We start from the raw sequence: 12756 nt of genomic DNA, 5'->3' as shown, positions 1-12756 counted from the left end.
ATGTCTTTAAAGCGAAATATGGTGTTCGGAATAGTTGGACTGTTAATTCCGATTTTTGTTCTTTTATATGCAGTTGTTTATATTACGTTAGAAAAGAATATGTATCATAACGCAGCAGATTCTTTAGAAAAGTTAAGTGTAGAAGCACAAATTTATACGATGAATTATTTAGAGAAGGAAGCAGAAGTGGATACGCTTGGTCCTAATTCACTTTTAATTGCGTCGTATTTAGCGAAGCGTATGGATGTCCGTGTGCAGATGATCGGAAAGAATGGCGATGTTGTTGCAGATACACAGAAAGGAGCATTGCTTCACCGTAATATCGACATTGAGAGTTCTTTGAAGGGAAAGAAGTCTTACGTTTTTGAGGAGTCGGATCCAGCTCCCATTCTTTTGTTTTCAAGCCCAGTATATTATGGAAACGATGTCATTGGAAGTATTCGTTTTATAAATGAGTTAACGGGTGAGAAGGAAGTTTTAACAAATGTGAGCTGGACGTTCTTAATGACGTCTCTTTGTTTAGTAGCTACCGGTATTTTCTTTGCGATTCGTTTGGCGAAGTCTCTTCATAAACCAATTGATCAGTTGAGACAAATGGCACAGAGGCTCGCGAATGGTGATTATAAGAGTAAGATTGAGTTAAATGAGTACGTGGAAATCGCTCAGCTTTCCGCATCTTTTAACGCGATGGCTGATGGAATTGAACTGCATATTAAGCAATTGCAGGAGGAGAAAGAGAAGCAGAAAGATTTCCTAGACCGCATTACGCATGAGTTAAAAACACCGCTAACGGCAATTATCGGTTATGTTGATTTAATTCCGAAGTTACAATCAAAAGAAGATGTACAGGAAAGTCTTCGTTATGTGGCTGTGGAAAGTGAGCGTTTATTATCACTTGTAGAGGAACTGCTTAAGTCCTCGAAATATGGGACGAGTACGTTTGAAGTGTCTCCTACAGTTGTGAATATAAAGGAATTGGCAGAAGAAGCAGTTTCAATTGTGAAACCTCGCCTAAATCAATTTGAAATTGAAGTGATAAATGAGTTAACGGATGTACATGTTGTTGCGGATTTTGATAAGACGAAGCAAATTTTCTTAAATGTGCTTGATAATGCAATTAAGTATAGTGATGCTTCGCACATTCGTATGAATGTAATTGTAAATGAGCATGAGGCGAAGGTCTTTGTTCATGATGATGGGATCGGTATAGATGAAGTGGTACTTGCAGAGTGGAATGAGTCTCCGAAAGGAAAGGCACTTCCTTCTAGTTACGGGAATGGTTATGGTTTGTATATTTGTCAGGAGATTATGAGTAAGCAGGGTGGAAGCATGCGGATTGAGAGTAGTGAAGAAGTAGGTACTACAATATTCATTACATTTTTGCTTCCGAGAAGGATGGAAGACATAAAAAACTTGAAAGCGGTTAAATGATACATTTATGAAACAATTATGCGGTATTTTCGAAACAACGTTTTTTTATCTTGGAGGTAGGCAGAAATGAAAAGGCTATCATTTCAAATTCTTATGTTTGTCATTTGTATGATTGTTTCTCTTGTTTTGTTTTATGTTATGGAGAAGCAAATCTATAATCGAATCAACATTGTAAATGATAAACAAGCCGTTTTACAAAGGGTGAATGAATCTCTTCCAATTGAAGTGAAAGTAAGACATGAAAAGTGGGGAGAAATCGTTGTAACGGATGAAGTTCGTTTGCATACGATTGTTTCATTCTTTGACCGAATTCGAATAGAGCCAGGGGACGTTAAGAGCCAAGAACAAGTATTTACTGGAGAAGTAACGTACTTGAATGGACATAAGCGTACTTTTGCAGTAGGTGACTTGTTCCAGTATGGGGAAAATGTATACGGAAAGAATGGCATGGATCCGATGATTTCAGCACTTCAAACGTATTTATTAAGCCTGTATTACACGCCAGAGCGTATTAGTGATTTCTTTGCTTCAGCAAAGGATGTCGTAGTACGTCAAGGCGATGTGGTACGTACTATCAATCTTACGCACATACTTGATTCTATTCGGTCCGCAAAGCAAATTACAGATTACGGAGAAATTCAGAAGTTATTACAATCGCAGAATGAACCGATTGCTTATATTACAGCTTATAAAACAGGTAAGCGTGTAAAGAATGATCGTGAAGATATTCTTACGATTTCTGTGTATCCATCGTACTTTGTTGTGCAATATCTCGGTGATAATAACGGAAATGTCATGTATATGAAAGGCTCTCTAGCAGAGTTATTCGTAAAGGAGAATGCGTCATGAGAAAGATAGCCTTTTTCTTCTTTTTGCTAGTAATTGGAGGAGCGATGTCTAGTTGCTCTCGAGATACAACCTCTATTAAATATAGTAAAAATGGTCTCCCTATTTTGGATGATCGTCATATTGTTGCGTATGTAGCGGCTCGTGAGGAAGTTGGTGAAGCGTTACTTTCATCATTTTGTAAGCCGCGCGGATGTACGTATGAATTTATTCGTCTTTCAACAGAAGAACTTCTTCGTAGAGTGGAAGAAGAAGCTGGAAATCCGAAGGCGGATATTATTATTGGCGGTACAGTAGATGCGCATCAAATGATGAAGCAAAAAAATCTTTCTATTCCTGTGATAAGCCAACATGCAAATCGTATTTCAAAAACTGTTAAAGATAAAGATGGTTATTGGTATGGTTATGAAGTGGAGAAGCTGGCAATTGCGATTAATAAAGAGCGGTGGAACGAGGAAATAGCGCCGCTCGGTCTCTCGTATCCGTTAAGATGGAAAGATTTATTGAATCCAGTATATAAAGGAAAGATTGTCATGCCCGATCCAAATGTTTCAGGTACAGCATATACGTTTTTCCAATCACTGATTGATACGTTAGGTGAAGAGGAAGCGAAGGGATATGTGAAGAATCTGGCAGAACAAGTTGGAGAAGTAACAGTGAATGGTTACATCCCAGCAGAACTTGTTGCGAGCGGTGAATATATGATAGGCATCAACTTTATGGGAGATCAGAGAATGCTTCAAAAACAAGGCTTTCCGATTTTAAGTAACGAACCTGAGCAAACAGGGTTATCTGTTAATGCGATTTCGAAACTAAAACGTGCACCGAGTGGTATTATTGCGGATTTATTTATTGATTATTGTTTATCAGAAGAAGCGGGTCATATTTTAGAAAAGGTGTCGTTTGGCGTACCAACGATGTTTGCGAAGAATGAGAAAGAAATAGAAGGACAGCCGGTTAGAAGGACGAACCAAAATATATCAAATAGCGGAATAATCGAGATATGGAATAGACAGCGTCTCTCTCTGAAGTGAGAAAAGGAGACGGAAATATATGTTTAAATGGCTCAAGCCAGCACCTGCAATTGAAAGATTGCCAGCGGATATGATCGACCGTGTATATCGATTACTACGTATTCGTGTGTTAATCGGGATTTCAGTTGGATATGCTGCTTATTATTTAGTTCGTAGTAACTTTACGTTATCAAGTACGTATTTAGTACAAGAATATGGTTTTAGTACAGCTGAAATTGGTCTACTAGGCTCAGTAATGGCAATTGTTTATGGATTTAGTAAGTTCTTTATGGGTAATTTATCAGATAAAGCTTTCGCCCAGCGCTTTATCGCAGTCGGTTTATTCTTATCAGGGCTTGTAAATATTTGTTTCGGCTTTGCATCATCATTTGGGATGATTGTTACATTACTCGTTGTTAACGGTATTGTACAAGGTATGGGAGCACCACCTTGTAGTATTGTTATGACGAAATGGTTCTCGAAGAAAGAACGTGGTACGAAAACAGGCCTTTGGAATATTTCACATAACGTTGGTGGAATGCTTGTGCCACCACTTGTCGGAATTGGTGTAGGTATTTTCGGTGAAAATCATTGGCAAGGCGGCGTGTTTATTTTCCCTGCGATTATCGCAATGGTAATTGCAGTTCTTGTTTGGATCAATGCGAAGGATACACCAGAATCTGAAGGTCTTCCTCCAATTGATGAGTATCGTAATGACTATGAAAATCTTGAAAAAGCAGATAATGCTAACAAGATGTCACCAAAAGAAATTTTAATGAAGTATGTAGTGAAAAATAAATTTGTATGGTTCTTATGTATTGCGAATGCTTTTGTTTATTTAATTCGTTTCGGTGTTATTAACTGGGTTCCACTTTATTTAACGACAGTTAAAGGATTTTCAAAAGCAGAAGCGCATGCGGCATATGCAATCTTTGAAGGTATGGCAATTCCAAGTTCATTAATCGTTGGCTTTTTAAGTGATAAATTATTTAAAGGAAAACGTATGCCATTATGTATTATTAGTATGGTTGGAGTTGTTATTGGTACGTTTATATATTGGCAAGCAACTAGCGTACTTGTTGTAAGTATTGCAGTTTCTATTATCGGTTGTTTAATTTATGTACCACAGTTCTTAATCGGTTTAAGTGCGATGGAATTAGTACCGAAATTTGCAGTTGGTACGACAGTTGGTATGTGTGGTCTATTCGGTTATGTAGGCGGAAGTCTTGTAGCTAACGCAGCAATTGGTGTTATTGTTGATAGTTCTGGTTGGGATGGTTGTTTCATCTTACTATTAACAGGTGCGGTTTTATCAACAATCTTCTTATTTATTGTTCAACGTGGACATGAGAGAAAAGATCCTAAAGTAGCGTAATATTTTGTTTGAAAAGCTATCCAATTGTGTGTGATTGGATAGCTTTTATATTAGAAAAAACAAACAGTATGAAAAATTGCAGTTTAATATATAAATGATTTTTGTTAATTAATATAATTTTTTTAGATTCCATAAACCAAATAGATACATGGTTATACCGAAAAATCCGCCGCCACAGATGAAAATTACAACCTTAAATAAAGAAATAGAGATTTCCTCTGAACCTACATAGGGAAGGATATAATTCATAAAAACAAACATTTGAAAGCCCCAAAGCACACCTGCTTTTAAGCCAGCTTTTCTTAATTTTTTCTTGTGTTGTAAATATTCTTCTTTTGTTGCACATTCAGTATCACTTAAACCTTTTTTCTTGAATTTAAAGGCTAAATAATTAGCATAAATCATATTAGATAGAAAAATGAATATAGTTCCTATAGATATTGTGTGGTTCATAGTATCAACAAGTAACATAATAAGCATTACCAACATATTTAACCACCATAAACCAATTCCAGCTACAGATAACTCTTTATTGATTTCTTGTTTTTGATATTCATCTCTCTCACTTAGTGTTCCAACAAAACTATTATAAACTCTTTCTTTCCATTCAATTTTCATCATTTAATCTCCCTCCCAAAATAGACTATTTAAATCTGTTTTTAGTGCTTTTGCTAATTCGATACACAAGGCTAAAGAGGGATTATATTTATTGTTTTCAATTAAATTTATTGTCTGTCTCGCCACGTTAACTTTTTTAGCTAACTCTAGTTGCGATAGGCCTTCAGATTTTCGATATTGTTTAACGTTATTCAAATATAAACCTCCCATTGATGGTTGTAGACCTCGTGTACCGAAATGTCATTTATATGTGACATTTTATAATTGAATAGATGAAATGTCAAATATATATGACAAAATAGCGATGGTGCAATTAGGAAAATGATTTTAATGATTCATTTTGGCAAGAAGTTTGTTAATAAAGAATGGCTTCCATTCAATTAAAATTGCTCTTTTTCCTTTCCTTAAATCTATCTTAAAAGATATAATGTCATATTTCTAATCATTGGAATTTTTGTTACAATATAAATGGATGTGTAAAACTTTGTAAAAAGATTGTAATAATATACAATTTATTTTCAGAAAGTTTTATACAATTATGGTATTTATTACACTATTAATTTATAAAGGGAGAGAGACTATGTTACCAAATACGGTTCGTACTCCAAACAAGAAGAAGAAATGGATTATTATAGGGGTTATTGCACTAATTGTTATTGTAGCGGCAATTAATATTTTTGTTATGCAAGGTAAGAAGAAGGGTGCATCAACAAATGCTGATGCTGTAAGTTTTGAGAAAGTGACAGAGCGTAAGCTGAATAATACGAAGTTAATTTCTGGTCAGGTGAAGCCTGGTAATATTGAAAGTTTCTATGCAGATCCGGCCAAAGGAAAAGTGAAAGATATTGAGGTAAAAGAAGGGCAAGAGGTAGAGAAAGGTACGAAGTTATTCTCTTATGATAATGAAGAGATTAACCTTCAAATGAAGCAAGCTGAGCTTGATCAGAAGATGGCGGATATGCGTTACGATCAAGGGAAAAAGAAGATTGATTCGTTGAAGAAAGAAATTAAGAAGGCGAAAGATAGCGGAGCTGGGAAAGAAGTAACAGATCCGATGGACGAGCAAGTAAATGAGTTAGAGATAGGGCAAAAAACAATTGACCTTGAGAAAGAAAAAGGAAAGTTGCAGAAAGAAGAGTTAAGTAAAAAGCAGAAAGAGCTTACGATTTATAGTAATTTCGCTGGTGTTGTTCAAAAGTTAGATAAAGATGCGGCACAAAGTTCATCTCAAGCGTTAGGTGGTCAAGGAAAAGCGTTTTTACAAGTAGCTTCTAAAGATCCATTCCAAGTTCAAGGTACGTTAACTGAGCTTCAGAAGTCACAAATTCAAAAAGATCAAACATTCACTGTAACTGCAAAAGCAAATAATAAGAAGAAGTGGACAGGTAAGATTACAGAGGTAAGTGAGTTCCCAACAAGTGCAGAGATGGCGCAAGCTGGCGGCATGGGTGAAGCAACTCAAAATATGTCTCAATATACATATAAAGCTAGCCTTGATAGTCAAGATGGTTTATCTCCAGGTTATCACGTTTCTCTGCAAGTAAACTTAGAGAATAAGACGATGATTGCTGTTCCAAGTAAAAGCATTGTAGAAAAAGGCGATGATGCATTTGTTTATGTTGAGGATAAAGGGAAGCTTCGTAAACAAAATGTGAAAAAAGGTTCTACTGATGGAGACTGGACAGAGGTTGTAGAAGGCGTAACAGTGGGGCAAAAGGTGGTTAAAAATCCTTCCGACGATGTGTATGACGGAATGGAAGTGAAAGAGAAATGATTACGTTAAATAATATTGCTAAAACGTATTATCAAGGAAAATTGGCGGTGCCGATTTTACATGGTATTAGTTTAACGATTCAGAGCGGTGAGTTCGTTTCGATTATGGGACCGTCTGGTTCTGGTAAGTCGACGCTTATGAATATTATCGGTTGTTTAGATCGTCCAACAGAAGGCGAATATATGCTGAATGACGTGAATATCTTAACAGCAGACGAGTCAAAGCTTGCTTTAATTCGCAATGAATATATTGGCTTTGTATTCCAGCATTTTAATTTACTACCTCGTCTTTCAGCGGTGGAAAATGTTGAGCTTCCGCTCGTATATGGTGGCGTGAAGAAAGCGGAGCGTCGCAAGCGTGCTTTGGAGGCGTTAGGTAAAGTTGGATTGGCAGATCGCGTGCATCATTTACCAAATGAGTTATCAGGTGGACAGAAGCAGCGTGTAGCGATTGCAAGAGCGATTGCGAATAATCCAACGTTCATTATGGCCGATGAACCGACTGGTGCACTTGATACGAAGTCTGGTGAGCAAGTTATGAATATTTTCACGAAGCTTAATGCAGAAGGTACGACGATTGTTATGGTTACGCATGAAGAGGAAGTAGCAGCGTATTCTTCTCGCCGCATTGTACTGCGAGACGGGAAAGTTACAGAAGATAGAAGGTGTGCGGTATGAGTTTACTAGATAGTATAAAAATTGCCCTGTCTTCTATTTTAGCTCATAAACTGCGTTCAGCTCTTACGATGCTCGGTATTATTATCGGGGTAGGTTCGATTATTACTGTCGTTGCAATTGGGCAAGGCGGGGAAGCGATGCTGAAGTCGAAAATCGCTGGTTCTGGTAATAATCTTATGCCAATTCAATTTAAACCGGATATTAATGATGAGTTCAGTATGGGGGGGCATCAAGTACCGAAATTAACAGAAGAAGATATTATGGAAGTAAAGCAAGTTAAAGATGTTTCTCATGTTATTACGACGAATAATACGATGGAAACAATGGATATTAATGATAAAAAATCAATGATTAATGTTATTGGACTTGATAGTGAATATTTTGAAGTAAATAAAGTGGAAGTGGTTAAAGGTCGTTCATTAAATGAATCTGATATTTCACAAGGAAATAACGTTGTTATGATTAGTACGAAATCAGAAGAGACGTTATTTAAAGATGAAAATCCAGTAGGGAAAATTATTGAAATGAAAGGACAACCGATGCAAATTATTGGTGTCTATAAATCAGATAATGAATTTATGGGGTTCGAGGCTGAGGAAATGTTAATTCCTCTTACTTTATGGCCTGTTTTATACGGAACGGATGAAATTCAAAGTATCGCCATTCAATCTAAAAACGTAGATAATTTAGAAACGGCAGGGAAAAAAGCTGTTGATGTATTAAATAGTCGTAAACCAAGCGATATTCCAGGTAAATATGAATTGGTGAATTTAAAAGAATTCCAAGAAGGTGTTTCTAAAGTTACTAACATTATGACGATGATTATTGGTGGTATCGCGGGTATTTCATTAGTTGTTGGTGGTATTGGTGTTATGAATATTATGCTTGTATCTGTAACGGAGCGTACACGCGAAATTGGGATACGTAAAGCACTAGGAGCAACACGTAGTAAAATTTTATTACAGTTTTTAATTGAAGCCGTTATGTTAACACTTCTAGGTGGTTTAATCGGAATTGGTCTTGGGTATGGCGGAGCATATATCGTTTCTACATTTGCAAAATGGCCGCCACTCGTTTCATGGGAAGTTGTCGTTGGAGGCGTACTGTTCTCGATGACACTCGGTATTATTTTCGGATTAATTCCAGCAAATAAAGCTGCGAAATTAGATCCAATTGAAGCATTGCGTTATGAGTAATTAATAGTGTAGTAGAACTACACATTACCGTTCTAGTGGGCGGTTCGTAGCCTCTATATGAGGAAGTGAACCGCCCGTTAGAACGGGTTATATAAATAGAAGGAGGCGTTATAATGGAAGCAAATATTAATACGCAAGATGTAGGCGTGAAGAAGCCATCATTATTAGGAATGATTACTTCTCCAGGTGAGCAGTTTGAGAGAATGAAGACGAAAAGTCCGGTTTGGGGAGCATTTGTCTTATTTGTTATATTAGGAACGATTATAGCAACAGCAGTGTCTTACTTAACATTAATTAGTACTCCAGAATTGGCAAAAGAATTAAATGGTGAAACAGGGGCAATGGTAAAAGGATTTACCCTTGGTGGAGGCGCACTTGTTGGTCTATTAGGAACACCTATAGGTCTCTTTATTGCGGCAGGTTTTTATAAAATTATTATGATGTTTATGAGCAATGATACACCATACATGAAAATATTATCGATTTACTTATATGCTAATCTTGTTTATTATATCGGCGGATTGTTAAATGCAGGATTAGGCTTTATTTTTGATGGAAATGGCACTGATGTTTATACAAGTTTAGCTCCTTTATTTGAACAAGGGACAGTAGCACATGGAATTGCCTCTTCAATTGAAATTTTTAATATTTGGAGCCTCATTCTAACAGGACTAGGCTTACACATTGTAGCTGGTTTAAGTAAGAAACAAGCTACGATTTTAATTGTAATCTTCTTTATCCTAACAATTGCATTCGGCGTTGTAAGAGGTTTAGTAAGCGGCTTTGGTGCATAACATATTATTTTAAAAAGGTGACTCTTTAAAGGAGTCACCTTTTTTATTTTTACCCCTATTTCAAATACCACCAACAAAATTTCAAATACTATCTATTGTAATTTCAAATTCCGTCGGTAGTATTTGAAATTACTCACAGTGAAATCTTTTCTTTATTTTTATATTCCGCGGTACTGTGTGAAGCCAGCGACTTTTAAAGAAGCAGTTGTTTTGTATGAAGGGATGATTGTAAATCAAATAAAGAAATTAGGTATTCGTAAAGATTATGAAGAGTATTATCAATGTGGTTTAATTGGTCTTTGGCATGCTTATGAAAGATTTGATGCAAAGAAGGGGTATTTCCCTGCATATGCACTTGTAACGGTGCGTGGTTATATATTAGAAAGATTGAAGAAAGAATCTACTTTGCAAGAAAGATGTGTATGTGTAGGTGAGTATGAGGAAATCTTTCATTTTGAAGATGTTGAAATAAGAGTGAAGGATTTTATGAGTGTGTTAGACGAGAAGGAGAAGTATATTATTTTTGAACGTTTTTTTGTAGGGAAGACGATGGGAGAAATCGCTTTAGAGACGGAAATGACATATTATCAAGTAAGATGGATGTATCGGCAAGCACTCGAGAAAATGCGCGATAGTGTAAAAGGATAAAAATAGCAAATAGAATGGAAGGTGAGGAAATACTACCTTCCATTCTATTTGTTATTAAGGTGATGAATCTTGCATGTTCATTTGGGATAATACATATCCAGCTTTCCATAATTGCTGACTTAGCTTATGGGAACTAATTTGTATCGTTACGGTAGCTCCGTTTGAAAAATGAATTTTAGCTCGTTTAGCTTTTTTGAAAAACTCTATTGTATGAACATGTTTGAAGAAAAGCCAAATACAATTTGGAGAAGCAGGAGATTCTGTTGGGAAAGCACAAATATATTCTCTATGATTGATCGGAATTGGAACGTTTTGTTTAAATTTAAATTTTGTTTTTACAGCATTACGTCTCCCTTGATAAGTAGAATGAATATTTGTTAGACAAGATTTCTGTATAAGTTGGAGAGCAGTTTGACAGGAGTAAAGATGGTTCCCGCTACTGTCGATAATTTTTGTACGGTAATAAGGGTGTTTACATGGTTCAAGCATCATTGTAGAACTAGAAATAAAAATGTTGTTTTCATTATCCATAATTCTATATCCTCCCTTATAATTTTCATTCCGAATATAATTATATATAAATTAAGTAAATTTACTGTTAATATTCTATTTCATATTGTAAATTTTGGCTATTCGTTTACAATCAATAGGTGATAGTCTTTCTAATTTGCATCGCTTGTACATATATATGAAAATAGAAAAGAGTAGGCGGTGATATAGTATGAAGAAAAAGTATATTATTATGGCTTTAGTTGTCGTTCTCCTAGTATATTTAGCAAACAGTAATCCGAGTAAGGGAGAATATACAGAATGGGCAGCGAAGCAGTTTATGAAGCGTAATGATGTGAGTAAGAAGCTAGATGAAGTTCAAAAAGAGAATGAAGAGGGTCTTCTTGGCGACTTGGCATCGGCCGGTAAAAAGTTAGCCAAAAAGTATGTTGAGCCACAAGTTGGGTTATTAATTGATCATTATACGAAGCGAAATGATTATATATTCTTCTCAACATATACGACTGAGTTTGATATAGGGGAAGAACATTATAAGTATGTATGCGTCGGTTTTTCAAAGATTTTTATTCCGATTGAAATGCCGAAGAAAAAAGACGAATCTGCAAAATGATGCAGATTCGTCTTTTTCATTTTATAGAGTAATGGGAACTTCAGATACATTTTTTTCTACAAGGCGAGCTCCCTTTTTTCTTGTATTTTCATCAATGGATGAAAATACAGATGAGGCAAGGATTGTATCCATTACTTGATTTACGACTTGTGCATCGATTGGTGTGATGGGCGTATCGATAGAAAAAACGACTGTTTTTCCATCTTCCTTCGCGAAAATCAACTCTAGTACTTGCATGTGTTATTCCCTCCTTTGTATTTATCCCGCTATTTACGGGATTCGGGTCTGCCGGTTAAATTGTGGGCTAATAATCAGCGGGGATGAATAAAATCCCCACTGATCCGAGTTTTACTTTATAGTTTAGAAAGATCTGATGTGCTTACAAGTTGTACAGCGTGAAGTGGTGATGCTTGTAAGGAAGCTAGAGCATGAGCTACATTGTGTACTTGATCTAAGCTCGCATTTGTTTTAACACGTTTAAATTGTTTGCTCTTGAAAACTGTTTTGCCGTTCTTATCTAATCCGTTGTTTAAGACAAGACGTAAAGTTAAATCCATTACGATTGTTTCAATCGCCATGTGTATCACCTCCTTTCACTTTATAAATAGGATGCAAATGTCATGTTTTGGCGTGAAATTTTTTCTTTTTTTTGGTACCCTTAAAAGATTAAGAGAGGAGAATTCTGGATAATGAATCGTAAATGGTTATTTTGGATTCCTGTATTACTATGGATGGGGCTGATTTTCTATTCTTCGGCACAACCATATAAAAAGCAGGATATGCGTTCAGATATTGAACAATATGTAAATGTTGAATTTGTGAAAGAGCATTTTTCATGGGTATCTATCGATTATGGTGGAGGAACCCCTGTTAGTATTGCGAATAAAGGTGTAGGCGGATTTATTGAGTTTTTCCTTCGTAAAGGTGCTCATTTTATGGTGTTCTTTATGCTAGGTTCATTAATTTATTACGCTTTTCATCGATCAGGTTATTCGAGGAAAAGATGTTTTATATATGCCCTTCTTTTCGTTGCGGGTTATGCAACATTTGATGAAATCCACCAATGGTATACGGGAGACCGTACACCAATGTGGCAAGATTCATTGCTTGATACGTGCGGCGGGTTAACGGGGATTATAATAAGTAATTGGTTTTGGAATAGAAAAAAGCGCTAATCTCATTTCGAGATTAGCGCTTTTTTTTGCGGGTAGTAAAACTCTACGTGATTGGCCTAATTAAAGTTTCACTTTATCCCGCATTAACG

16 protein-coding genes are annotated in these 12756 nt (G+C 36.1%); 11 read left to right on the top strand and 5 right to left on the bottom strand.

Features of this window, described 5'->3' with window-relative positions; translation table 11 throughout:
- The 4 genes from ACTFR8_RS21610 to ACTFR8_RS21595 all read left to right on the top strand — a co-directional run bounded on the left by ACTFR8_RS21610 (position 1) and on the right by ACTFR8_RS21595 (position 4665).
- Entirely contained in the window at positions 1–1431 is a 1431-nt protein-coding gene (locus tag ACTFR8_RS21610; protein ID WP_144608177.1) for a sensor histidine kinase, read from the top strand.
- Between the two features lie 66 nt (positions 1432–1497).
- Positions 1498–2280 carry a DUF3919 family protein gene (locus ACTFR8_RS21605; protein ID WP_000826622.1) on the top strand — a complete coding sequence of 261 codons (783 nt, stop codon included), beginning with the start codon at positions 1498–1500 and terminating at the stop codon, positions 2278–2280.
- Positions 2277–3311, top strand: a complete 1035-nt coding sequence (locus ACTFR8_RS21600) for an ABC transporter substrate-binding protein (RefSeq protein WP_001225645.1) — start codon at positions 2277–2279, stop codon at positions 3309–3311. The genes ACTFR8_RS21605 and ACTFR8_RS21600 overlap by 4 nt, the downstream gene beginning before the upstream one ends.
- 19 nt (positions 3312–3330) lie before the next feature.
- Positions 3331–4665 carry an MFS transporter gene (locus ACTFR8_RS21595; RefSeq protein ID WP_000477602.1) on the top strand — a complete coding sequence of 445 codons (1335 nt, stop codon included), beginning with the start codon at positions 3331–3333 and terminating at the stop codon, positions 4663–4665.
- 108 nt (positions 4666–4773) lie between these two features.
- On the opposite strand, the gene ACTFR8_RS21590 is transcribed toward ACTFR8_RS21595, so the two are convergent.
- Together ACTFR8_RS21590 and ACTFR8_RS21585 are read right to left on the bottom strand one after the other, a co-directional pair.
- On the bottom strand, positions 4774–5286 hold the full coding sequence (locus ACTFR8_RS21590) for a DUF3278 domain-containing protein (protein WP_000975590.1): 513 nt from the start codon (positions 5284–5286) through the stop codon (positions 4774–4776).
- Positions 5287–5478 carry a helix-turn-helix transcriptional regulator gene (locus ACTFR8_RS21585; RefSeq protein ID WP_001067016.1) on the bottom strand — a complete coding sequence of 64 codons (192 nt, stop codon included), beginning with the start codon at positions 5476–5478 and terminating at the stop codon, positions 5287–5289.
- Between the two features lie 385 nt (positions 5479–5863).
- Here ACTFR8_RS21585 and ACTFR8_RS21580 point away from each other — a divergent pair, with 385 nt between their 5' ends.
- The 5 genes from ACTFR8_RS21580 to ACTFR8_RS21560 all read left to right on the top strand — a co-directional run bounded on the left by ACTFR8_RS21580 (position 5864) and on the right by ACTFR8_RS21560 (position 10372).
- Entirely contained in the window at positions 5864–7057 is a 1194-nt protein-coding gene (locus ACTFR8_RS21580) for an efflux RND transporter periplasmic adaptor subunit (RefSeq protein ID WP_046393090.1), read from the top strand.
- Complete coding sequence (locus ACTFR8_RS21575; protein ID WP_000631626.1) at positions 7054–7734, top strand: ABC transporter ATP-binding protein; 681 nt, start codon at positions 7054–7056, stop codon at positions 7732–7734. The genes ACTFR8_RS21580 and ACTFR8_RS21575 overlap by 4 nt, the downstream gene beginning before the upstream one ends.
- Positions 7731–8930: an ABC transporter permease gene (locus tag ACTFR8_RS21570; RefSeq protein WP_144608178.1), complete on the top strand. Its 1200-nt coding sequence runs from the start codon at positions 7731–7733 to the stop codon at positions 8928–8930. Before ACTFR8_RS21575 ends, ACTFR8_RS21570 begins: the two co-directional genes overlap by 4 nt.
- A 113-nt stretch (positions 8931–9043) precedes the next feature.
- A complete protein-coding gene (locus tag ACTFR8_RS21565; RefSeq protein WP_144608179.1) occupies positions 9044–9724 on the top strand; it encodes a Yip1 family protein in 681 nt (226 codons plus the stop codon).
- A gap of 177 nt (positions 9725–9901) precedes the next feature.
- A complete protein-coding gene (locus ACTFR8_RS21560) occupies positions 9902–10372 on the top strand; it encodes a sigma-70 family RNA polymerase sigma factor (protein ID WP_144608180.1) in 471 nt (156 codons plus the stop codon).
- Between the two features lie 54 nt (positions 10373–10426).
- Here ACTFR8_RS21560 and ACTFR8_RS21555 read toward each other — a convergent pair whose 3' ends face one another.
- Positions 10427–10903 (bottom strand): competence protein ComK, encoded by a 477-nt coding sequence (locus tag ACTFR8_RS21555; RefSeq protein WP_000368313.1) that lies wholly within the window; start codon positions 10901–10903, stop codon positions 10427–10429.
- 190 nt (positions 10904–11093) lie between these two features.
- On the opposite strand from ACTFR8_RS21555, the gene ACTFR8_RS21550 reads away from it, so the two are divergent.
- The gene (locus tag ACTFR8_RS21550; protein WP_000731405.1) at positions 11094–11492 is read left to right on the top strand and encodes a DUF4359 domain-containing protein; all 399 of its coding nucleotides are present in this window, start codon (positions 11094–11096) and stop codon (positions 11490–11492) included.
- A 21-nt stretch (positions 11493–11513) separates the two neighbouring features.
- Here ACTFR8_RS21550 and ACTFR8_RS21545 read toward each other — a convergent pair whose 3' ends face one another.
- Both ACTFR8_RS21545 and ACTFR8_RS21540 read right to left on the bottom strand, forming a co-directional pair.
- A complete protein-coding gene (locus tag ACTFR8_RS21545) occupies positions 11514–11729 on the bottom strand; it encodes a DUF2922 domain-containing protein (protein ID WP_001197593.1) in 216 nt (71 codons plus the stop codon).
- Between the two features lie 116 nt (positions 11730–11845).
- On the bottom strand, positions 11846–12070 hold the full coding sequence (locus ACTFR8_RS21540; RefSeq protein WP_000963861.1) for a DUF1659 domain-containing protein: 225 nt from the start codon (positions 12068–12070) through the stop codon (positions 11846–11848).
- 111 nt (positions 12071–12181) lie between these two features.
- Here ACTFR8_RS21540 and ACTFR8_RS21535 point away from each other — a divergent pair, with 111 nt between their 5' ends.
- Complete coding sequence (locus tag ACTFR8_RS21535; protein WP_001080709.1) at positions 12182–12667, top strand: VanZ family protein; 486 nt, start codon at positions 12182–12184, stop codon at positions 12665–12667.
- The last annotated feature ends 89 nt before the right edge of the window (positions 12668–12756 follow it).

Origin of the sequence: Bacillus cereus group sp. MYBK15-3, assembly GCF_051916765.1 — a bacterium.
GTDB lineage: Bacteria > Bacillota > Bacilli > Bacillales > Bacillaceae_G > Bacillus_A > Bacillus_A cereus.
The sequence above is the reverse complement of the archived record's forward strand: the minus strand, read 5'-3'. Positions and strand labels throughout refer to the sequence as shown.